At 73.5% G+C, this 20,930-nt stretch carries 17 protein-coding genes; 10 read left to right on the top strand and 7 right to left on the bottom strand.

Annotated elements, in window-relative coordinates; genetic code table 11:
• The first annotated feature begins 23 nt into the window (after nucleotides 1-23).
• From SLP03_RS00590 to SLP03_RS00580, 3 genes are all read left to right on the top strand, one after another.
• A complete protein-coding gene (locus SLP03_RS00590; protein ID WP_319458466.1) occupies nucleotides 24-2,120 on the top strand; it encodes an alpha-1,4-glucan--maltose-1-phosphate maltosyltransferase in 2,097 nt (698 codons plus the stop codon).
• Nucleotides 2,108-4,210 carry a 1,4-alpha-glucan branching protein GlgB gene (gene glgB / locus SLP03_RS00585; RefSeq protein WP_319458465.1) on the top strand — a complete coding sequence of 701 codons (2,103 nt, stop codon included), beginning with the start codon at nucleotides 2,108-2,110 and terminating at the stop codon, nucleotides 4,208-4,210. Before SLP03_RS00590 ends, glgB begins: the two co-directional genes overlap by 13 nt.
• Before the next feature lie 76 nt (nucleotides 4,211-4,286).
• Nucleotides 4,287-5,774, top strand: coding sequence for a M48 family metallopeptidase (locus tag SLP03_RS00580; protein WP_319458464.1), 1,488 nt, complete (start codon nucleotides 4,287-4,289; stop codon nucleotides 5,772-5,774).
• Nucleotides 5,775-5,858: 84 nt separating this feature from the next.
• On the opposite strand, the gene SLP03_RS00575 is transcribed toward SLP03_RS00580, so the two are convergent.
• The gene (locus SLP03_RS00575) at nucleotides 5,859-6,899 is read right to left on the bottom strand and encodes an App1 family protein (protein WP_319458463.1); all 1,041 of its coding nucleotides are present in this window, start codon (nucleotides 6,897-6,899) and stop codon (nucleotides 5,859-5,861) included.
• Nucleotides 6,900-7,024: 125 nt separating this feature from the next.
• Between SLP03_RS00575 and SLP03_RS00570 the strand changes: the two genes are divergently transcribed.
• The 4 genes from SLP03_RS00570 (at nucleotide 7,025) to SLP03_RS00555 (ending at nucleotide 11,264) form a co-directional block, all read left to right on the top strand.
• Nucleotides 7,025-8,668, top strand: a complete 1,644-nt coding sequence (locus SLP03_RS00570; protein WP_319458462.1) for a hypothetical protein — start codon at nucleotides 7,025-7,027, stop codon at nucleotides 8,666-8,668.
• Between the two features lie 22 nt (nucleotides 8,669-8,690).
• Entirely contained in the window at nucleotides 8,691-9,488 is a 798-nt protein-coding gene (gene yaaA, locus SLP03_RS00565) for a peroxide stress protein YaaA (RefSeq protein ID WP_319458461.1), read from the top strand.
• A gap of 95 nt (nucleotides 9,489-9,583) precedes the next feature.
• Nucleotides 9,584-10,246, top strand: coding sequence for a hypothetical protein (locus SLP03_RS00560; RefSeq protein ID WP_319458460.1), 663 nt, complete (start codon nucleotides 9,584-9,586; stop codon nucleotides 10,244-10,246).
• 58 nt (nucleotides 10,247-10,304) lie between these two features.
• The gene (locus tag SLP03_RS00555; RefSeq protein WP_319458459.1) at nucleotides 10,305-11,264 is read left to right on the top strand and encodes a TAXI family TRAP transporter solute-binding subunit; all 960 of its coding nucleotides are present in this window, start codon (nucleotides 10,305-10,307) and stop codon (nucleotides 11,262-11,264) included.
• Here SLP03_RS00555 and SLP03_RS00550 read toward each other — a convergent pair.
• Nucleotides 11,261-12,658, bottom strand: a complete 1,398-nt coding sequence (locus SLP03_RS00550; RefSeq protein WP_319458458.1) for a HAMP domain-containing sensor histidine kinase — start codon at nucleotides 12,656-12,658, stop codon at nucleotides 11,261-11,263. The two genes, SLP03_RS00555 and SLP03_RS00550, sit on opposite strands and share 4 nt — an antisense overlap.
• Nucleotides 12,659-12,667: 9 nt before the next feature.
• A complete protein-coding gene (locus tag SLP03_RS00545; protein WP_319458457.1) occupies nucleotides 12,668-13,336 on the bottom strand; it encodes a response regulator transcription factor in 669 nt (222 codons plus the stop codon).
• A gap of 113 nt (nucleotides 13,337-13,449) precedes the next feature.
• Between SLP03_RS00545 and SLP03_RS00540 the strand changes: the two genes are divergently transcribed.
• Nucleotides 13,450-14,718 carry a hypothetical protein gene (locus SLP03_RS00540; RefSeq protein ID WP_319458456.1) on the top strand — a complete coding sequence of 423 codons (1,269 nt, stop codon included), beginning with the start codon at nucleotides 13,450-13,452 and terminating at the stop codon, nucleotides 14,716-14,718.
• A 49-nt stretch (nucleotides 14,719-14,767) separates the two neighbouring features.
• Here the strand turns inward: SLP03_RS00540 and SLP03_RS00535 are convergent, their stop codons facing one another.
• Nucleotides 14,768-15,079, bottom strand: coding sequence for a hypothetical protein (locus tag SLP03_RS00535; protein WP_319458455.1), 312 nt, complete (start codon nucleotides 15,077-15,079; stop codon nucleotides 14,768-14,770).
• Between the two features lie 102 nt (nucleotides 15,080-15,181).
• Here SLP03_RS00535 and SLP03_RS00530 point away from each other — a divergent pair, with 102 nt between their 5' ends.
• Both SLP03_RS00530 and SLP03_RS00525 read left to right on the top strand, forming a co-directional pair.
• Nucleotides 15,182-15,520, top strand: coding sequence for a DUF952 domain-containing protein (locus SLP03_RS00530; protein ID WP_319458454.1), 339 nt, complete (start codon nucleotides 15,182-15,184; stop codon nucleotides 15,518-15,520).
• A gap of 157 nt (nucleotides 15,521-15,677) precedes the next feature.
• Nucleotides 15,678-16,226: an acyltransferase gene (locus tag SLP03_RS00525; protein WP_319458453.1), complete on the top strand. Its 549-nt coding sequence runs from the start codon at nucleotides 15,678-15,680 to the stop codon at nucleotides 16,224-16,226.
• Between the two features lie 96 nt (nucleotides 16,227-16,322).
• Here the strand turns inward: SLP03_RS00525 and SLP03_RS00520 are convergent, their stop codons facing one another.
• The 3 genes from SLP03_RS00520 to SLP03_RS00510 are packed head-to-tail and all read right to left on the bottom strand — an operon-like array spanning nucleotide 16,323 to nucleotide 20,742.
• Nucleotides 16,323-17,606 (bottom strand): nucleotide sugar dehydrogenase, encoded by a 1,284-nt coding sequence (locus tag SLP03_RS00520; RefSeq protein ID WP_319458452.1) that lies wholly within the window; start codon nucleotides 17,604-17,606, stop codon nucleotides 16,323-16,325.
• 5 nt (nucleotides 17,607-17,611) lie between these two features.
• The gene (locus tag SLP03_RS00515) at nucleotides 17,612-19,168 is read right to left on the bottom strand and encodes a glycosyltransferase family 2 protein (RefSeq protein WP_319458451.1); all 1,557 of its coding nucleotides are present in this window, start codon (nucleotides 19,166-19,168) and stop codon (nucleotides 17,612-17,614) included.
• Nucleotides 19,165-20,742 (bottom strand): glycosyltransferase family 4 protein, encoded by a 1,578-nt coding sequence (locus tag SLP03_RS00510; RefSeq protein ID WP_319458450.1) that lies wholly within the window; start codon nucleotides 20,740-20,742, stop codon nucleotides 19,165-19,167. Before SLP03_RS00510 ends, SLP03_RS00515 begins: the two co-directional genes overlap by 4 nt.
• Nucleotides 20,743-20,930: the final 188 nt, after the last annotated feature.

The raw sequence follows: 20,930 nt of genomic DNA, 5'->3' as shown, positions 1-20,930 counted from the left end.
ATCTCGCGCAGTAGGTTGACGGGGTGACTGGACGGTTCCCGATCGAAGACGTCTCCCCCGTCGTCTCCTGCGGTCGCTATCCCGCCAAGGCGGTGGTCGGGGAGATCGTGCCGGTGTCCGCCCGGGCCTACCGTGAGGGGCACGACGCGCTCGGCTGCAACGTGGTCTGGCTCGGCCCGGACGGCGCGGCCCGGCCGTACACCCGGATGCGCCCCGGCGAGCCCGGCCAGGACCGCTGGCACGCCACCATCCGGCCGGACGCGGTCGGCGACTGGGTGTTCACCGTCGAGGCCTTCCAGGACCCGTACCTGACCTGGCAGAACGCGGTCACCAAGAAGATCGCCGCCGGTCAGGGTCCGGCCGAGCTGGCCAACGACCTGGCCGAGGGCGCCCGGGTGCTGGAGGCGGCGGCGGAGGTGGTGCCGGCGGCGGACCGGAAGCGGGTCCGGGCGGCGGCGAAGGCGCTGCGCGACGCCAAGCTGCCGCTGCCCCGGCGGGTCACCCCGGCCCTCGACCTGGCCGACCTGCTCTGGGACCACCCGGTGCGGGAGCTGGTCACCACCGGCGAGGAGCACCGGCTCTGGGTGGACCGCCCCCGGGCGCTCTTCTCCGCCTGGTACGAGTTCTTCCCCCGCTCGGAGGGCGCGGTTCCGGCCAGCGTGGACACCCCGGCGCGGTCCGGCACGTTCGTCACCGCGACCGACCGGCTGCCCGGCGTCGCGGCGATGGGTTTCGACGTGCTCTACCTGCCGCCGATCCACCCGATCGGCCGGGTCAACCGCAAGGGCCGCAACAACTCGCTCACCGTCGGGCCGGACGACGTCGGCTCGCCGTGGGCGATCGGCGCCGCCGAGGGCGGGCACGACGCCATCCACCCCGACCTGGGTACGCCGGCCGACTTGCGGCAGTTCATCGCCGCCGCCGCCGACCAGGGCCTGGAGGTGGCGATCGACCTGGCGTTGCAGGCCGCGCCGGACCACCCGTGGGTGACCGAGCACCCGGAGTGGTTCACCACCCGGGCCGACGGCAGCATCGCGTACGCGGAGAACCCGCCGAAGAAGTACCAGGACATCTACCCGGTGAACTTCGACAACGACCCGGAGGGCATCCGGGCCGAGGTGCTGCGGGTGGTGCTGCACTGGGTCGGCGAGGGCATCCGGATCTTCCGGGTGGACAACCCGCACACCAAGCCGTTCGACTTCTGGCACTGGCTGATCTGGGAGGTCAAGAAGGTCGACCCGGACGTGCTCTTCCTGGCCGAGGCGTTCACCCGGCCGGCGATCATGCACGGGCTGGGCAAGATCGGCTTCACCCAGTCGTACACCTACTTCACCTGGCGTACCAGCGCGGCGGAGATGCGGGCGTACTGCGAGGAGCTGGTCGCGGCGACCGACTACATGCGGCCGAACTTCTGGCCCAACACGCCCGACATCCTGCACGAGGCGTTGCAGCACGGCGGCCCGCCGATGTTCAAGATCCGGGCGGTACTGGCCGCGCTGCTCTCCCCCTCCTGGGGCATGTACGCCGGCTACGAGCTCTTCGAGCACGTCGCCCGCCCCGGCGCCGAGGAGTACCTGGACAACGAGAAGTACGAGCTGCGCCCCCGGGACTGGGCGGGCGCGCAGGCGCAGGGCCGCTCCCTGGCGCCGTTCGTCGCCACCCTCAACCGGGTCCGCCGGGACAACCCGGCCCTGCACCAGCTGCGCAACCTGCGCTTCCACGACATCGACAACCCGGCGCTGCTCTGCTGGTCCAAGCACGACCCGGGCACCGGCAACACCGTGATCGTGATCTGCTCGTTCGACTCGCGCACCGTCCAGTGGGGCAACACCACACTGGACATGCCGGCGCTGGGCTTCGACTGGCACGAGCGGTTCACCGTGCACGACGAGCTGACCGGGACCAGCTACGACTGGGGCCAGCGCAACGCGGTCCGGCTCGACCCGTACCTGCAGCCCGCGCACGTGCTGACGGTCCGCCGCCCGACCCCGCCCGCCGGCCCGGAACCGGCCGCGCCGGCGACGCCGGACCTGACCGTCGAAGACGTACCCGCCGACCTCTCGGGCGGCACCGCCCCGACCGCACCTGCTGCGAAGGACGACGCACGATGGACGAGCTGATCGCCGGCGAGACGCACGACCCGCACGCCGTCCTCGGCGCGCACCCCGCCGACGGGCGCACCACCATCCGCACCATGCGCCGGGGCGCCGCCGACGTGGCGGTGCTGGTCGGCGGCGAGCGGCACCCGATGAAGCGGGTGCACGACGTCGGCGTCTTCGAGACGACCGTGCCGGGCGAGGTGCTCGACTACCGGGTGGAGGTGGACGGCACGGCGCACGACGACCCGTACCGCTACCCGCCCACCCTGGGCGAGCTGGACCTGCACCTGATCGGCGAGGGGCGGCACGAGCGGCTCTGGGAGGCGCTCGGCGCCCGGGTCTTCGACGAGGGCGTCGCGTTCACCGTCTGGGCGCCGAACGCCGGCGGGGTGCGGGTGGTCGGCGACTTCACCGGCTGGGGACCGGACGACGGTTGGCCGATGCGCTCCCTCGGCTCCAGCGGGGTGTGGGAGATCTTCGTGCCCGACGCGCACCCGGGTGCCCGGTACAAGTACCGGGTCCTCGGCGCCGACGGGCAGTGGCGGGACAAAGCCGACCCGCTCGCCGCGTTCGCGGAGGTACCGCCGGCCACCGCCTCGGTGGTGCACCACTCGACGTACGAGTGGAACGACGCGGCCTGGCTGGAGCGGCGGGCGAAGCGGCAGCCGCACCAGGAGCCGATGAGCGTGTACGAGGTGCACCTCGGCTCGTGGCGGCCCGGCCTCGGCTACCGCGAGCTGGCCGAGCAGCTCACCGCGTACGTGACCGAACTGGGTTTCACCCACGTCGAGTTCCTGCCGGTGATGGAGCACCCGTTCGGCGGCTCCTGGGGCTACCAGGTCACCGGGTACTACGCCCCGACCTCCCGGTTCGGCGACCCGGACGACTTCCGCTACCTGGTCGACCGCCTCCACTCGGCCGGCGTCGGCGTCATCCTGGACTGGGTGCCCGCGCACTTTCCCAAGGACGAGTGGGCCCTCGCCCGCTTCGACGGCACCCCGCTGTACGAGCACCCCGATCCGCGCCGCGGCGAGCACCCCGACTGGGGCACGTACGTCTTCGACTTCGGCCGCCGGGAGGTGCGCAACTTCCTGGTCGCCAACGCCCTCTACTGGCTGGACGAGTTCCACATCGACGGGCTGCGGGTCGACGCGGTCGCCTCGATGCTCTACCTTGACTACTCGCGCCAGGAGGGGCAGTGGGCCCCGAACGTGCACGGCGGCCGGGAGAACCTGGAGGCGATCGCCTTCCTCCAGGAGGTGAACGCCACCGTCTACAAGCACCACGCCGGGGTGGTGATGGTCGCCGAGGAGTCCACCGCCTGGCCCGGGGTCACCCGGCCGACCGCCGAGGGTGGCCTGGGTTTCGGCTTCAAGTGGAACATGGGCTGGATGCACGACACCCTGCTCTACACCTCGAAGGACCCGATCTACCGCCAGCACCACCACCACCAGCTCACCTTCTCCCTGGCGTACGCCTGGAGCGAGAACTACATGCTGCCGATCAGCCACGACGAGGTGGTGCACGGCAAGGGCTCGCTGGCCGGCAAGATGCCCGGCGACACCTGGCAGAAACTGGCCAACGTCCGGGCGCTCCTGGCGTACATGTGGGCGCATCCCGGCAAGCAGCTGCTCTTCATGGGCTGCGAGCTGGCCGACGACCGGGAGTGGAGCGAGCAACGCGGCCTCGACTGGTACCTGACGCACGACCCGGCCCGGGCGGGCGTGCAGCGCCTCGTCGGTGACCTGAACGCCGTCTACCGGGCCACCCCGGCGCTCTGGACGCAGGACACCGAGCCGGCCGGGTTCCGCTGGATCGCCGGCGACGACGTCGCCCACAACACCGTCTCGTTCGTCCGGATCGCCCCGGACGGCGCGACCCTGGTCTGCGTGGCGAACTTCTCCGCCCTACCGCTGGAGGACTACCGGGTCGGCCTGCCGGCCGGCGGCACCTGGACCGAGGTCATCAACACCGACGCGCACCACTACGGCGGGTCGGGAGTGGGGAACCTCGGCGCGGTGCACGCCCAGGACGTCCCCTGGCACGGGATGGTCGCCTCGGCACCGCTGCGGGTGCCCCCGCTCGGCGTGCTCTGGCTGCGCCGCGACTGAATCCACGCCGAAAGGGTCTTGTCACGCATCCTCCCCCGTCGATAGCCTGCTCGCCGCACACGGGGAGGAAGATCAGATGAAGACGACGCTGCGAGCGGTGCTGTCCATCGTGCTGCTCATCGGCTTCTACGTGCTGGCACTCGGCCTGGTGGCGACGCTCGGCATGCTCGGGTTCGGCAGGGGCAGCTACCTGGACATCGGTGGCACTACCGCTGCGCGGGCGCTGATACTCGGCTCCGCTTTCATGCTGCTCTTCACCCTCGTGTACATCCTGGGCTGGGTGCTCCTGGTGCGGCCGTCCCCACCGGCCGGGGTCCGGCTCACCCCCGAGCAGGCACCCGAGCTGTGGCGGATCGTACGCGATCTCGCCGCGCGGGTCGCTGCCCGGGAGCCGGACGAGGTCCGGCTCGTCGCCGGGGCCAGCGCCGCCGTGACCGACGACGCCCGACTCCTCGGCCTGATCCCGGGCCGACGCCGGGTGATCCTCGGACTGCCGCTGCTGCAGGCGTACACCGTGGACCAACTCCAAGCGGTCCTCGCCCACGAGATGGGGCACTTCTCCCGCCGGCACACCACCACCATGCTGCTGGCCCACGGCGGCCGGACGATGGTGGTGGAGACCGCCCGCCACATCAACCTCTTCCTCCTGCGCGGGTTACTCACTGGGTACGCCCGGCTCCATGTCGCCGTCGAGCAGGCCGTGAGCTGGCAGATGGAGTACCAGGCGGACCGTTACGCGGTTGCCGTCGCCGGTCGCGACACAATGGTCAGCGCGCTGCGCGAGATCCGGGTGGTCGCCACCGGCTGGGACGAGTACCTGGAGCACCACGTCAACCCGGCGTACGACCGCGGGCACCTACCGGAGGACCTGTTCGGCGGCTTCGCCGCGTACTTGGCCGAGTGCCGGGAGGAGATCCGCGAACGCAGCGTCGAGGTGGCCACGACCGAGTCCGCCTGGTGGGAGTCCCACCCGCCGATCGGGGAACGGATCGCCGCGCTGCGCTTCGTACCGGACGTGCCCGTCATCCTGGACGGCCGCCCCGCCACCGTGCTGCTTCCCGACCTCGACGCGACAAGCGGTGAGCTCCAGGCCGCCCTCTTCGAGCGGACCGACATCGGACTGCTGCCCTGGGACCGGCTCGCCCCGATCCTGGCGCACCAGTTCGCCCGGGATCTGGCGGACCCGCTGCACCGCGCGGCGGCACGGCTGACCGGGCGGGCCGACGCTGACCTTGATCAGCTGCTCGACCTCTTCGCCGCCGACCGGTACGCCGACCTTGCCCGGGAACTCGGCCCGGGCACCGACGCCGAGGAGGGCCTCAAGGCGTTGACCGCGGCGTTCGAGGGGGCGGTGGAGGCGGCAGCGGTCGACTCCGGCGCCGCCGCCTGGCGGCTTTCCTGGACGGGGCCGCCGGAGCTGCTCACCGCCGACGGCGAGCCGTTGCCCCTGGGCGAACTCGTGGATCTGGCGGCCGATCCCGCCACGGTGCCGGCCGCCCGGGAGCGCCTCGCGGCTCTCGGCATCCGGGTGGCGGCTGCCTCCGCGTCGCCGGCTCCCGCGTAGCGGCGGGCTCTCTCTCCCGACGCGCCGGGCACCCGGGCCGGTGGACCCAGCGGCCCAGGTTGCCGCCTCTTGATCCACTCCAGGTCAGACCAGGCCCGCGTCCCGCAGCAGCTTCCACAGCCCGGCGCCGTCCGGCGCGGAGAGCCACTTCTGCCCCACCGGTCCGGCGGACGGGAGGCCCGCGGGGGCGGGCAGGCTGCCGGCGAGCACCGACTGGGTGGGTGAGAGCCGGCGGATCGCCACCCCCGCCACGTTGTCGGGGTGGGCGGCCGCGAACTCGCGGTAGATCTCCTGGTCGTGCTGGCCGTCGTCGCCGATGAGCAGCCACCGCACGTCCGGGAACTCCCGGGCCAGCAGGGCCAGGGTGGCGCGCTTGTGTTCCCGGCCGCTGCGGAACCAGCGGTCGGCCGTCGGGCCCCAGTCGGTGAGCAGCAGCGGCCCGGCCGGGTACAGGTGTCGGGAGAGGAACCGGGTCAGCGTCGGGGCGACGTTCCAGGCGCCGGTGGAGAGGTAGAAGACCGGCGCGCCGGGGTGCGCGGTGACCAGTCGCTCGTAGAGCACCGCCATGCCGGGCACCGCGGCCCGGGCGTGCTCGTCGAGGACGAACGTGTTCCACGCGGCGAGCAACGGCCGGGGCAGCGCGGTGACCATGACCGTGTCGTCGATGTCGGAGAGGATGCCGAACCGGACGTCCGGATCGAGGATGCGGACCAGCGCCTCCACCGGCTCGGCGTCGGGCACGCTGAGGCGTACGGAGGCCCAGCCGGGGGTGAAATCGGCCTTGATGACGGTGTCGACGAAGCCGCTGCGGTCGGCGGTCGCCTCCTGCCGTACGCCGCCCGCCTCGACAGTGATGGTGGCGTGCTTGGCGGGCAGGGTGGCGAAGCTGCGCCAGCCGCGTACCTTTTCCAGCCGGCCGGGCTCCCGGGTGTCCGGGCGGCCGAGCAGCACCCGACCGAGCACCCGCGCCCAACCCGGACCGCCGTAGCCGGCGTAGGCGATGATGTTGGCCTGCCACCCGGTGCGCCGCAGCCGACGTTCCACCAGCTTGTGCAGGGCGTCCTCGATCCGCGCTGCCCGGTGCAGGTTCGGTACGGCCAGTTCGCCAGCGGGTGTGGGTGGCACGCTGCCACCCTGCCACACCGGGGCGGAGGCGGCCAGGCGAGTCGGCCGCGGCGGACTCCGCCGATCCACCCCGCCGTCGGCTGCCGCGTGAAAAACTTCGGTCGGGGGACGACGGGGGCGTGGTCGTGTCGACACCAGTGCAGGACATTGGGCGGTGGCGCCCGACGCTCGACCGGCCGGCGCTCGTCGCGCTGCTGCTCGGGCTGGCCGGGGTCGGGTACCGGCTGGTCCTGACGCTGTTCACGCTGCCCGCCTCGAACAGCGACGAGGCGACGTTCGGCCTGGCCGCGATGCACATCTCCACCGGCCGGGACCGACCGGTCTTCCTCTACGGCCAGCACTACATGGGGATGCTGGAGTCCTACCTGGCGGCCCCGCTGATCGGGCTGGCCGGGCCGAGTTGGCCGGTGCTGCGGCTGCCGCTGCTGGCGCTCTACGCGCTCTTCCTCTGGCTGATGTACCGACTCACCCGCCGGCTCTTCTCCCCGTGGTTCGCCGTCCTGGTCGTCGGCCTGCTGGCGCTCGGCTCCGAGCGGGTGGTCCGGGACCAGCTCACCGTGGTCGGCGGCCGGCCCGAGGTGAAGCCGGCGGTGGTGGCGATGCTGCTGATCGCGGTGGCGCTCACCGAACGCCGGGTCCGGCACCGCTGGCTGGCCACCGGACTGTTCGGGCTGCTCGCCGGGGTGTCGCTCTGGTCGGACTGGCTGATCGTGCCGTACCTGCTGGCGGCCGGGCTGCTGCTGGTCTGGGCGGCGCCCCGCGACCTGGTGGGCTGGCCGGGGTTGCTGCTGGTGGCCGGGTTCCTGCTCGGGGTATCGCCCATGATCAAGGACAACCTGGTGGCCCCGGACGGGCAGGACTCGCTGTCGGTCTTCCGCGAGATCAGCACCAAGGCCGGGCCGACGCCGCCGTGGTCGGACCGGCTGCGCGGCGGGCTGCTGGAAGGGGTGCCGCTGGCCTCCGGGCTCTGCCCGCCGGCCGGCTGCGCCCGCTGGCAGCAGTGGTTCGGGCTGCTCTACCCGGCGCTGCTGGTGGCCGCCGCGCTGCTCGCCCTGGTCGCGTACCGGCGGGTCGCCCGCCGGGCCGACCGGATCCGGCCGGTCGCGCAACTCGCCCTGGTCGCCGGCGCCGCGCTGACCCTACTCGCGTACGTCCACAGCCCGCTCGCCGCGGCCGACCCGCTGGGCAACTCCCGCTACCTGTCGGTGCTGCAGATCTCCCTGCCGGCGGTGCTCTGGCCGCTCTGGCTGGCCGCGGCCCACGGCTGGCGGGGCGCGGCCGGGACGGCGGGCCGGCCCGGGCGGGGTGGGGTCGCGGCGGGACGCTCGCTCGGCGGCGCGGTGGCGGCTGCCGCGCTGGTCGCGCTGACCGGCGCCGCCGTGGCGGCCACCGGGCGGTTCGTCGCCGACGCGCGCTCGCTGCACGCCGAGGAGCGGCACGCCCGCGAGCTGGCCGACGCGGTACGTCGGGCCGACCTGCACGAGGTGTACGGCGACTACTGGACCTGCAACCGGCTGATCTTCAACACCGGCGAGACGGTGGTCTGCGGGGTCCTCGACGGCAGCCTGACCCCGGGGCAGAACCGCTACCCGGCGTACTGGAAGCGGGTGGGCCGGGCGGACCGGCCGGGCTACGTGCTGGCAGTGGGGTCGTCGGCGGAGCGGGGGCTGCGCCGGCTGCTCGGCGACCGGGCCGACGCGGCCGTGGTCACCGAGGTCGGCGGCTATCGCGTGTACCACCCGGAGACGGCCGTCCGGCCGTGGCGCTGAGCCCGGGCCGTACGCTGGCCGGGTGCTGATCCTGCTGCCGCCCTCGGCGGGGAAGGCCGACGCCGGCACCGGCCGGCGGCTCGACCCGTCCCGGCTCTCCCTGCCGGAGCTCACCGAAGCCCGAGCGGAGGTGCTGACCGCGCTGGTGGCGCTCTGCGCCGGCCCGGAGGAGGCGACGGCCCGGGCGGCGCTCGGCCTCAGCGAGGGTCAACGCGGCGAGCTGCGCCGCAACGCCCGGCTGCGGGAGGCGGCCACCGCGCCGGCCGGCCGGATCTACACCGGGGTGCTCTACGAGGCGCTCGACCTGGCCGCGCTGCCGCCCGCGGCGGAACGGCTCGCCCGCCGGTCGGTGCTGATCAGTTCCGGTCTGTGGGGCGCCGTCCGGCTCACCGACCGGATCCCGCCGTACCGCTGCCCGGTCGGGGCGCGGCTGCCCGGGGTCGGCGCGTTGTCGGCGTACTGGCGGCAGGCGCTCGGCCCGGCGATGGCGGCGGCCGCGGGGACGGGGCCGGTGCTGGACCTGCGCTCCGGGGCGTACGCGGCCACCTGGGCGCCCCGCGGCGAGCTGGCCGCCCGGACGGTGACCGTCCGGGTGCTGCACGAGCGGGCGGTCGACGGGGCGGTGACCCGCGCGGTGGTCAGCCACTTCAACAAGGCGACCAAGGGCCGGCTGGTCCGGGACCTGCTCACCGCCGGGGTCCGGCCGCGGACCGCCGACGGCCTGGTCGGCGCGCTTCGGGACCTGAAGTACACGGTCGAGGAGCAGCCCGCGGCGGCCGGCCGCCCGCGCCAGCTCGACGTCGTGGTGACCGAGCTGTAGGCGCAAGTTTTGCTCAAGGCTGGCCCGGAGCGGTTTCGCCGCACCGGCCAGCGGGCCACGGTTAGGGGACCCCGACGCCGACAAGGAGCGGTCCGATGGCCCTCGAACCCACCACCCTGCTCGATCGACCCCGGCTGCCGTCGACACCGCCACCACTGGCCTGGCTGACCCTGGCCGACGCGTTCGAGGTCGCCTGCCTGGTGCGGTGCACCCCGCCGCCAGCCAGCGACGGCCGGCGGCCGGCTGCCGTGACGTACCGGGGCGGGGTCGCCGAGTTCAACCGGGCGGACGCGGCGCACCGGATGCGGCAGCTGCTCGGCCGGCTCGACGTGCCGGTGGAGCACGAGCTGGCGACCGGCGGCCTGCGCCGCCGGTACGAGCTGCACCGGCTGTACGTGCCCCGGGAGCACCGGTCGGCGTACGCGACCCTGCTGGAGGCCGGCTGGCGGCAGGGGCGCCGGGAACTGCTCGGCGGGCCGGTGCCCGGCGCGTCCACCGCCCGGCGGGTGTGGCGCCCCCGGCTGGCCGCCGCGGCCTGGCGCTCGGCGCTGCTGGCCGGCGGCCGGCACGTCCGCCGGCACATCCTCGGTGTCCGGCTGACCGACCGGGAGCTGGCGGCGGTACTGGTCCGCGGCGCCGCGCTGCTGGACGTCCCGGCGCTGCTCCGGCCGGGCGCCGGCTGCTTCGTGGTGAGCGTCGCGCACGGCCCGCACCGGGACCGGATCCTGGACCGCACCGCCCTCGCCCCCGCCTGCTGACCCCCGGCGGACCGGGAGGGCTTGCGCGCGGCGCCGTGCACGGCGCACAGTGCAGGCCGTGAGCCGTAGCTGGTCTGTCCGCGGCCGGCGTCGGGCCGCCACGCCGCTGGTGCTGCTGATGCTGGTGACCGTGCTGGCCGGAGTGGGTGGGTGCCGGGACGAGCGCGCCGAGCCGGTGCGGATCCGGATCGCGACGGGCAGCCCGACGGCGGTCTACCACGCCTTCGGGCAGTCGCTGGCGGCGATCCTCAACCGGGAGCTGCCCGGGGTACGGGCCAGCGTGGTGGTCACCGCCGCCTCCGCGCAGAACGTCCGGCTGGTCGGGTCCGGCGAGGCCGAACTGGGCTTCAGCCAGGCCGACGTGCTGCCGACCGCGCCACCGGAGCACCCCGGCGTGCTCGCCGTGGCCCGGGTCTACGACGACCTGCTGCACCTGGTTGCCACTGCCAACGGTCCGGTGCGGACGCTGGCCGACCTGCGCGGGCGACGGGTCTCGGTGGGCGCGGAGGGCTCCGGCACCGAGGTCACCGCCACCCGGCTGCTGGACGTGGCCCGGCTCGGCGGCGACCAGGTCCGCCAGGAGCACCTGGGCCTGGACGACTCCGTCGCCGCGCTGCGCGCCGGCCGGATCGACGCCTTCTTCTTCTCCGGCGGCCTGCCGGTGCGCGGCGTGGAGGAGCTGGCCGCGACCACCGCCGTCCGGATCGTCGACCTGGGCGAGTGGACCGAGCCGCTGCGCCGCGGGTACGGGCAGGTCTACGTGACCCGGGACGTTCCCCGGTCGGTGTACGGGGTGGCGCCGGTCAGCACGGTGGCGAACCCGAACTACCTGATCGTCCGCGCCGACCTGCCCGAGGCGCTGGTCCGCGAGGTGACCCGGCTGCTGATGGAGCGCCGGGCGGAGCTGGCCGCGGCCCACCCGGCCGCCGGCCGGATGAGCCCCCGCTCGGCGATCGCCACCACCCCGCTGCCGCTGCATCCCGGCGCCGCCGACTGGTACCGGGCCAGCAAGCCTTAGCCCTGGCCGGCGTTGGAGTCGATCTCGTCCGGAGCCGGGAACCACAGCTCCGCGACCAGCCCCCGGGGCTCGCCGTGGCGCATGGTGAGCCGGCCGTCCGAGGCGTCCACCAGCACCGCGGCGATGGTCAGCCCCAATCCGGCGCCGTCGACGTTCTGCACGTCCGGGGCCCGCCAGAACCGCTCGGTGGCCTGGCCGAGCTGGCTCGCGGTCATGCCCGGGCCGGTGTCCCGCACCTCCAGCCTGGTGCCCCCGTCGACCGGGCGGACGGTCACCGTCACCTCTCCCCCGGCGCCGCTGAACTTCACCGCGTTGTCGATCAACGCGTCGAGCGCCTGGTCGATGGCGGTGGGGACGGTCCGGGCGTACGCGGGGACGTCGACCGTGACCAGCCGGAGGGTGACCGACCGGTGGCGGGCCAGCGGCTGCCAGGCGGTCACCCGGGAGGCGGCCAGCGCGGCGGCGTCCACGGTGATCCGCTGGTTCTCCTCACGTTCCGCCCGGGCCAGGGTGAGCAACGCGTCGAGCACCCGGGCGAGCCGGTCGGTCTCCTCCAGCGCCAGCCGGTGCTCGGCGCGGCCGTCCGGGTCGGTGAGGCTCGGCCCCAGCTCCTCGACCCGCAGCCGCAGCGCGGTCAGCGGGTTGCGCAGCTGGTGGCTGGCGTGCGCGACGAAGGCGCGCTGCCGGTCCATCACGTCGGAGACCACGTCGGCCATGTTGTTGAAGCTCGCCGCCAGCCGGCGCAGCTCCGGCGGGCCCAGGCGCGGGCGCACCCGGGCGCCCCGGTCGCCCTCGGCGATCTCGTGGGTCACCGCGTCCAGCTCGGTGACCGGACGCAGCACCCAGCCGGCCAACCCGAACGCGGTCGACACGCAGGCCAGCACCGCGAGCAGGCCGATCCCGGCGAGCAGCAGCCACCAGGAGGTGACCGTGCGCCGCACGCGGTCGACCGGGGTGGTGGTCACCACCGCGCCCAGCACCTCGCCGCCGTCGTTGATCGGGACCGCCACCACCACCGGCCCGTCCGCCCAGGGCCACACCGACTCGGGCCCGCTGTACTGCTGCCCGGACAGCGCGGTATCCAGCGCCGACGCGGTGCCGTGGCCGGGTTGCCAGCCGGTGGAGGCGACCACCGTGCGGCCGTCCCGGTCGACCACGGCCGCGCCGATGCCGTACAGGTCGTCGTAGGCGCCCAGTTCACCGTCGAGCGGGCCGGGTCCCCCGCCGCGCAGCGCCGGCCCGGCCAGCGAGGCGAAGCGGGTGGCGTCGGCGAGCCGGTCGGCCCGGACCCGGTCGGTCTCCCGGCTGGCCAGGGTGGCCGCCAGCGGCGTCTCCAGCGCCAGGAGCACCAGCACCATCAGCAGCAGGTAGCTGATCACCAGCCGACGACGCACCCGGCCTCCTCACTCGCCGCGGAGCCGGTAGCCGACCCCGCGGACGGTCTCCACCAGGGTCGGGTCGCCGAGCTTGCCGCGCAGCGAGCCCACGTGCACCTCCACGGTGTGCCGGTCGGCCCAGGTGGTGCCCCAGACGTCGAGCAGGATCCGGTCCCGGGGGACGGCCGCCCCGGGCTGCCGGGCGAGGGAGACCAGGATGTCGAACTCCTTGCGGGTGAGGGTGACCGGTCGACCGGCCACGCTCACCGTCCGCCCGCCCACGTCGATGCGGACCGGGCCGGCCTCGATCAGGTTCCGCTCCGGCACGGTGTGGGCCGCCCGGCGCAGCACCGCCTCGATCCGGGCCTGCAGCTCCACCATCGAGAACGGCTTGACCACGTAGTCGTCGGCGCCCAGCCGCAGGCCGAGCACCCGGTCGCGTTCCTCACCCCGGGCGGTCACCGCGATGATGCCGAGCTGGCTGCTGCGTCGGCGCAGCTCCCGGCACAGGTCGGTGCCGTCGCCGTCGGGCAGGGTCAGGTCGAGCAGCACCAGGTCGCAGGGGGCGGCCGACAGCGCGGCGGCGACGGTGGCCGCGTGTTCCACCTCGTACCCGCGCCGGGTGAGCGCGGACGACAGGGCGGCGGCCACCCGACGGTCGTCCTCGACCAGGAGGATCCGCACCCGTACCCCCATCCTCTTGGCATGCTGCCGACGAATGGTGGCAGACAGCTCCGCGCGGCGGGAGGCCCCCGTCCCTCGCCGTCGGGTCGGACGACACGGAACCCGGTCAGTTAAGGTCTTGCCTTGTGTCCGCTCCCGCCGCCGCCCACGACGCGTCCGCGCCTCACCGCGACGTCGACGCCCCGACCACGCTCGACCCGGACCGCCCCACCGGCACGCCAGGTCCCGCCGCTCGGGAGGACCGGGTGGACGAGCCGGCCGACGAGCGTCGGCCGGCGTTCTGGCGGCGGTTCCCGGCGGCGCAGGCGGTGGCGCTCTACGCCCTGCTGCGGCTCAGCGGGCTGATCATCCTCGCGCTCTTCGCCCACCGCGCGGGTGCGGACTTCTGGTCCCTGCTGCACAGCCGGTTCGACGGCATCTGGTACGTGCAGATCGCCAACGACGGGTACGACACGGGCTTGGTGAACCACCACCCTGAGTCCCGCAGCACGCTGCCGAACCTGCCGTTCTTCCCGCTCTATCCGGGGCTCATCGCGGCGGTCGCCGCCGTCACCCCGTTCTCCACACCGGTCGCCGCCCTGATCGTCTCCTGGCTGGCCGGGTTGGCCGCCGCGTGGGGGATCTACGCGGTCGGCGCCCACCTCGGCTCCCGCCGGGTCGGGCTGCTCCTAGTGGGCCTCTGGGCGGTGCTGCCGCACGCCATCGTGCAGAACATGGCCTACACGGAGACGATCTTCACCGCGCTCGTGGCGTGGACGCTCTACGCGCTGCTGCGCCGGCAGTGGGTGACCGCCGGCCTGCTCTGCCTGGTCGCCGGCCTCTCCCGGCCGAGCGCGACGACGCTGGTCGCCGCGGTCGGGCTGGCCGCGCTGGTGGCGATCGTCCGTCGGCAGGACGGTTGGCGGCCGTGGGCGGCGGCGGTGCTCTCCCCGCTCGGCTACCTGGGCTACCTGGCCTGGATCGGGCACCGGCTGGGGCGGGCCGACGGCTACTTCTACATGCAGAAGACAACCTGGAAGATCGGCTTCGATGGCGGGGCGTCGACGCTGAAGACGCTGAAGCAGGTGTTGACCGAGCCGACCTCGCTGGCCGTCTACACGTCGACCCTGCTGATGGGTCTCGCGGTGGTGCTGATCGCGCTGCTCGTCCTGCGCCGCTACCCGCTGCCCCTGGTGGTCTACTCGGTGGCCTTCTTCCTGATCACGATCGGCACGGAGAACTACTACTGGGCGAAGGGCCGCTATCTGATGCCCGCCTTCACGCTGCTCATCCCCATCGCCATGGGGCTCGCGAAGGCCCGCCGGAGCACCATGGTGACCGTGTTCGCGTTCCTGGTCCTCGTCTCCGGCTGGTACGGCACCTACCTGAGCCTGGTCTGGAGGTGGTCGCCGTAGCCGTCCGGAGACCCGGTCGCGGGCCCGGGGATGGCGGGCGGCACCGGGGTCAGAGGCCGAAGACGTCGTCGGCGACGGCGTCCCGGACCCCGTCGACGAATCCTCGGAACCCGGGATCGTGGTGGCTGGCCGGCACGCTGGTCACGGTCTCCCCGGTGGCCTGGGTCACGGCGTCGACCAGGGGCGGGTAGTCGGTCTCCGCGTCATCGAACGCGTCGTCGTCCGCCTCCGCCAGGTTGATGACGTGCTGGACGTCCGCGCTGGGGGTGTCCGGGTCGCGGGCCCAGTCGGCACCGGCCAGGTAGCACTCGTCGTAGACGGCCCGCTGGCCGTCGGTCCAGTCGTCGTCGTAGCTCTTCATCGCCATCCCTCCGCGGGCGTTCCCCTGCGAGCATGCCGGCTGGGCGGGGCCGGTCGGGGCGGTACCGGTGAACCGGTCCTCGCTCCCGCCTACGCTGCGGTAATGATCTACAAGATTCTGTCGACCGACGAGTGGGACCGGGGCCGCGCCGCGGGGCACTTCACCGGCACCGCGATGGACCTGCAGGACGGGTACGTCCACCTCTCCGGCGCCGAACAGGTGGTGGAGACCGCCCGGCGGGTGTTCGCCGGGGTCACCGGACTGACCCTGCTCACCGTCGACCCCGACCGGCTCGGCGACGCGCTGCGCTGGGAGTCGTCCAGGGGCGGCGCACTCTTCCCGCACCTCTACGGTGTGCTGCCGGTAGAGGCGGTGGTGGCGGCGCGGGCGCTGCCACCGGACACACCCGCCGCCGACGCGGTGGCCGAGCTGCTGGCCTGACGGACTCGTTATGCTACGCCGAGCCCGTACCCCGACCCGGCAGCGAGAGCCGGGGCGGCCGGGCGGTCCTGGCCCGCGCGGGCCGCGGCGGTCATCCGGCGCGGTCGCACGGCACCGACGGCGCGACGCCGCGCCCTGCGATGATGCGAGTTGAAGGATGACTGACACCAACGACCGGTCCCCTGTCTTCGTCCACCCGACGGCCGACGTGGAGGAGGGCGCCCAGGTCGGCGACGGCACCAAGGTCTGGCACCTGGCCCACATCCGCTCGACCGCGCAGGTCGGCGCCGGCTGCGTCATCGGGCGCAACGTGTACGTCGACGCCGGCGTCACGGTCGGTGACCTCGTGAAGATCCAGAACAACGTCTCCGTCTACCAGGGCGTGACCATCGAGGATGAGGTCTTCGTCGGCCCCTGTGCGGTCTTCACCAACGACTTCCGGCCGCGCGCCCAGAACCCGGACTGGGAGATCACGCCGACGATGGTGCGCAAGGGCGCCTCCATCGGGGCGAACGCGACCCTGGTGTGCGGTATCGAGGTCGGCTCCTACGCGATGATCGCCGCCGGCTCGGTGGTGACCCGCGACGTCGCCCCCTACCAGCTCGTCGTCGGCAACCCGGCGCGGCCGAAGGGTTGGGTCAACACCAAGGGCGAGGTCGTCTCCCGCGACCCGGCCAACCCGCCGGCTGAGCTGGCCCAGGGCTGATCGGGCGGGGCCCGGCACCGGGCAGCGCCCCGGGCCGTCAGACGCGACGGGCCCTGACCGGAGAGATCCGGTCAGGGCCCGTGGCGTCAGGTCGGCTCAGCCGCCGATGACCACGCGCCGGACGCCCGTCCAGCGGGTCGGGTCGGTGACCCGGCGGCCGTCGACCAGCACCGTCACGCCCGGCAGGTCGGCCGGGGCGAGGGTGCGGTACTCGGCGTGGTCCGCCTGGATCACGGCAGCGCCGATCGGCTCACCGTCGTAGCCCGGCAGGCCGTGTGCGACCAACTCCTCGTTCGTGTACATCGGGTCGGACACGTACGGCTTGGCGCCCCTGGCGCGCAGCGCCTCGACGGTCGGGAAGACGCCGGAGAAGGCGGTCTCCTTGACGCCGCCCCGGTAGGCGGCGCCGAGCACCAGCACCCCGACGTCGGTCAGGTCGCCGTACGCGGCGGCGAGCAGGTCGACCGCGTACTGCGGCATCGCGGCGTTGGCCTCGCGGGCCGAGCGCACGACGGTGGCCGCCGGGTCGTTCCACAGGTACATCCGCGGGTAGATCGGGATGCAGTGACCGCCGACCGCGATGCCCGGCGAGTGGATGTGGCTGTACGGCTGGGTGTTGCAAGCCTCGATCACCTTGGTGACGTCGACGCCGACGGTGTCGGCGAAGCGGGCGAACTGGTTCGCCAGGCCGATGTTGACGTCCCGGTAGGTCGTCTCGGCGAGCTTGGCGAGCTCGGACGCCTCGGCCGAGCCGAGGTCCCACACGCCGTTGGGGCGGTTGAGGTCGGGCCGCTCGTCGAAGTCCAGCACCGCCTCGTAGAAGCGCACACCGTGGACGGCGGACCCCTCGTCGACGCCGCCGACCAGCTTCGGGTAGCGGCGCAGGTCGGCGAAGACCCGGCCGGTGAGGACCCGCTCCGGGCTGAAGACCAGGTGGAAGTCCTTGCCGGCGGTGAGCCCGGAGCCCTGCTCGAGCATCGGCGCCCACCGGTTCCGGGTGGTGCCGACCGGCAGGGTGGTCTCGTAGCTGACCAGCGTGCCCGGCTTGAGGCCGGCAGCGATCGCGCGGGTCGCGTCGTCCATCCAACCGAAGTCCGGCACACCCTCGAGGTCGACGAAGAGCGGTACGACCACGACGACCGCCTCGGACTCGGCGACCGCCGCGGCGGTGTCCGTGGTGGCGCTGAGCAGCCCGGCGGAGACGACCTCCTTGAGCTTGGTGTCCAGGTCGGTCTCGCCGGGGAACGGCACCGCGCCGTCGTTGACCAGCTGTACGACCCGCTCGGAGACGTCGGCCCCGATCACCCGGTGCCCCTTCGACGCGAACTGCACGGCGAGCGGCAGTCCGATTTTCCCGAGGGCGACGACGCAGATGTTCATGACTACTACTTTCCTCCTAGTGGAAGCCTGCGCCGCAGGCGGGCCATCAGCCGGCGCGGCGTCACAGGTGCTACGGCGATCACGAGCTGACCCTTGTGGTTCGTCGTGGTGGTGATGACGTGCAGACGGGGACCGCGACGCACAAGGGTACGCTGCGGCACGGGCCGCGCCGTGCCACGCAGGGCCGCCCCGCCGCGGGTGCCGAGGGCCTCGACCTCGGCCCGGATGAGCCGGAGCTCGCCGCCCAGGGCGTTGTCGGCCAGCAACCCGGCCAGGGGGATCCGGGCGCGGACCGTGGTGCCGGTGGCGTCCGCGGTGAGGTCGACGGTGACGCCGACCGTGTCCCCCGCGCGGAGCCGGATCCCGGGCGCGAGCCGCGGGAGGTCCGAGCGCGGGCTGCGGGCGGTGACGGAGAGCGCCCGGTTCCCGTCGAGCGCCACCGAGATGGTGTCCAGCCGGGCGATCCAGTCCGCAGCCGTGTCGGTGATCTCGAACCAGCGGTCGGGCATGCCGAGCCGCTCGTCCCGGAAGCCGGGGTAGCCGGCGTACCAGCGGTCGCCCTCCACGACCGCCGGCGGGATGCCCACCTCGGCGTCCTGCCGGATCACCGCGAGCAGGTCATCCAGCCCGCCGTGCCAGGCGGCGCCGAGGCGCACCCGTGACTCGACGGGCAGCCGGTCGCGAATCTCGTCGGTCAGGTGGCGCTCGCCCAGGTGGCGGACGCCGAGACGGACCTGCTCCTGGGTCTGCCGGTCCAGCGACAGGAAGTCGTTCTCCAGGAGCTTGGCGACCTCCCAGGTGAAATGCCGCAGCAGCACGGCGTCGCGGCGCTTGCCCGGCTCGACGAGGCCGGCCACGAACTCGATGATCGACTCGGCGCAACGGAGGCGTTCCAGGTGCCGGCTGCGGTAGGTGATGTTGCGGGCGTTCAGCCGGCGGACCGCGTAGTAGTAGTCGTAGTCGGCCAGCACCGAGATGCGACGGGCCCGTACGCACGCCTCGATGGTGAACGGCTGGTCGCTTCCGACCGGCATGTCCTCGGGGTAGCGCAGGCCATACCGCTCGATCAGGGCCCGCCGGAAGAGCTTCGTGTTGGACAGCGACCACGGCAGGGCGGAGTCGAAGAGGTCCACGTCCGGCTCGGTGGTGGCGAAGATGGCCTGGTGGATGTAGCGGCTGTTGACCCCGACCGTGCGCCCCAGCACGACGTCCGAGTCGTACCGGTCGGCCGCCCCGACGAGCCGCTCCAGCGACTCTGGGCCGAGGTAGTCGTCGGAGCCGATGAAGAAGACGTACCGGCCGGTGGCCTGTTCCAGGCCCCGGTTGCTCGGCGCGGCCGGGCCACCCGAGTTGGGCTGGTGGATCACCTTGACGGTGCCCGGGTGGAGCCGGGCGAACCGGTCCAACTCCCGGCCGCTGCCGTCGGTGGAGCCGTCGTCCACCGCGATGACCTCCAGCCGGTCCCGGCCGATGGTCTGCTCGACGAGCGAGGTCAGACATCTGGTCAGGTAGGGCATGGTGTTGTAGACGGCGGTGATGACGGTCACGTCAGGCACGGTCACGTGCTGACCCCCACCGCCGGCTGCGCGCCGGTCGTCCCCGCAGTCGTGTTTCCGGCTGCCTCGGCGCGGATCGGCCGGGGCAGGCCGGGCAGCAGCCGGCGGTAGACGTCGTCCATCACCTTGGCCTGGGCCTCCCAGGTCCAGCTCTCCAGCAGACCCGGCTGGTCGTACACCGCGCGGTAGCGTGCGGGGTCGGCCAGCACCGCCCGGACGGCGCGCACGTAGTCGGCCACGTCCTCGGCCCGGAACACCTCGCCCTGACCGGTCGACCGGACGGTGCCGGCCATCGTCTTCACGTCGCTGACGATCAGCGGCAGCAGGGCGTGCGAGTACTCGAAGAACTTGGTGATCAGCGCGATCTCGTGGTTGGGCCAGTGATGGATCGGGATCACCCCGGCGTCCGCCGCCGACAGGAAGGGCACCACCTGCCAGTGCGCCACGTACGGCAGGGCGTGCACACGGTCGGCGACCCCGAGCTTGGCCGCCCGGGCGAGCACGTCGGAGACGTACGGGCCGGTCGGCTTGTTGACCACCAGCGCGACGTGCACTCCGGGCAGCTGCGGGAGCGCGTTGATCATGATGTCCAGCCCCCGCTGCCGCGCGGCGGCCCCGCTGTAGACCAGCAGCGGAACGTCGGCGCCGATACCGCAGAGCGCCCGCAGATCCGGCGCGGGAGCGTCCGGGACCAGCTCGCCGTGATCGGCGGCCGGGGCGTTGAGCACCACGTCTGGCGTCGTGGTCAGTCCGTGCTCACGCTGCAGCAGCTCGGCCAGACCGTCCGAGACGGTCATCACCGCGTCGGCGTGGCGGGCGTACTCCCGCTCGTGCGCCATGTGCGCGGGCAACCAGCGGGCGTTGTCCTGCCATGGCTTGAGCCCGGGCAGGAACTCGTGGGCGTCCCAGACCAGCTTGATCTCGCGCCCCTCGGCGGCGGCGCGGATCTTGGCGCGGGCGCCCACCCCGAGCATGCGGAAGTCGTTGGCGTGGATCAGGTCCGGCCGCAGCTCGTCGATCACCGGCCCGTAGGCGAGTTCGTAGTCCCACAGCCCCGGTTCCAGCCGCCGCCAGGCACCGTCACCCTTGACCGCCTGCCAGAACAGGGTGTACGCCCGGTCCCAGGGGTTACGGAAGCGCCGCCGGCGGTGCGCCTGCGTCAGCATCCAGTAGCGCAGGGAGACCCACTTGCCGACTGCCCGCGCGGCGAGCTCCTCGGCCCGCAACACGCGCCGACGCAGGCCGAGTCGCGGCGTCGCCGAATCGGCTACGGCGAGCTGCGCCGCCCGCACCGCCAGGTCCGCCCGCCACGCCTTGACGCTCTGCTGCCGGTGCGCCGCGATCCCGCTGGGCGGGTACGCCAGCGGCCAACGCAGCCAGGCGCGGCGGAACTCGTGCCGGCGGCGGGCGAGCGGGGCGGGCATGGCCAGCAGGCGCACCTCGGCGCGGCCGAGCTGCCACGTCTGCGGCAGGCTGCCCGGCGATCGGCCCAGCAGGACCACCTCCCAGCCGGCCTCCGCGGCCGAGCGGGCGGCCTTCTGCACCCGAGAGTCACCGTTGACGCCGTTGTCGACCAACATGACAACCCGCCCGCACGGCTGTGCGGCAGCGCGGTCCATCGCCATCGTGCCCGTTACCGCCTCTCTGCGAACCTCTGGTTTGCCTAGGGGACGGCCCGCGCCGACCGGGGCCGTCGACCCCACACGCCGCAGCCGGCCCGCGAGCCCCCGCGAGTCTACGCGAGGCTCTCCCCGACCTGCCTCCACCT

The organism is Micromonospora sp. RTP1Z1 (genome assembly GCF_033804685.1).
Classification (GTDB): domain Bacteria; phylum Actinomycetota; class Actinomycetes; order Mycobacteriales; family Micromonosporaceae; genus Micromonospora.
The sequence above is the reverse complement of the archived record's forward strand: the minus strand, read 5'-3'. Positions and strand labels throughout refer to the sequence as shown.

Coding starts and splice junctions, on each gene's coding strand:
- SLP03_RS00525 (WP_319458453.1), top strand. CDS start 15,678: ATGACTGACACCAACGACCGGTCCCCTGTCTTCGTCCACCCGACGGCC.
- SLP03_RS00560 (WP_319458460.1), top strand. CDS start 9,584: ATGGCCCTCGAACCCACCACCCTGCTCGATCGACCCCGGCTGCCGTCG.
- SLP03_RS00530 (WP_319458454.1), top strand. CDS start 15,182: ATGATCTACAAGATTCTGTCGACCGACGAGTGGGACCGGGGCCGCGCC.
- SLP03_RS00510 (WP_319458450.1), bottom strand. CDS start 20,742: ATGTTGGTCGACAACGGCGTCAACGGTGACTCTCGGGTGCAGAAGGCC.
- glgB (WP_319458465.1), top strand. CDS start 2,108: ATGGACGAGCTGATCGCCGGCGAGACGCACGACCCGCACGCCGTCCTC.
- SLP03_RS00580 (WP_319458464.1), top strand. CDS start 4,287: ATGAAGACGACGCTGCGAGCGGTGCTGTCCATCGTGCTGCTCATCGGC.
- SLP03_RS00535 (WP_319458455.1), bottom strand. CDS start 15,079: ATGAAGAGCTACGACGACGACTGGACCGACGGCCAGCGGGCCGTCTAC.
- SLP03_RS00545 (WP_319458457.1), bottom strand. CDS start 13,336: ATGGGGGTACGGGTGCGGATCCTCCTGGTCGAGGACGACCGTCGGGTG.
- SLP03_RS00520 (WP_319458452.1), bottom strand. CDS start 17,606: ATGAACATCTGCGTCGTCGCCCTCGGGAAAATCGGACTGCCGCTCGCC.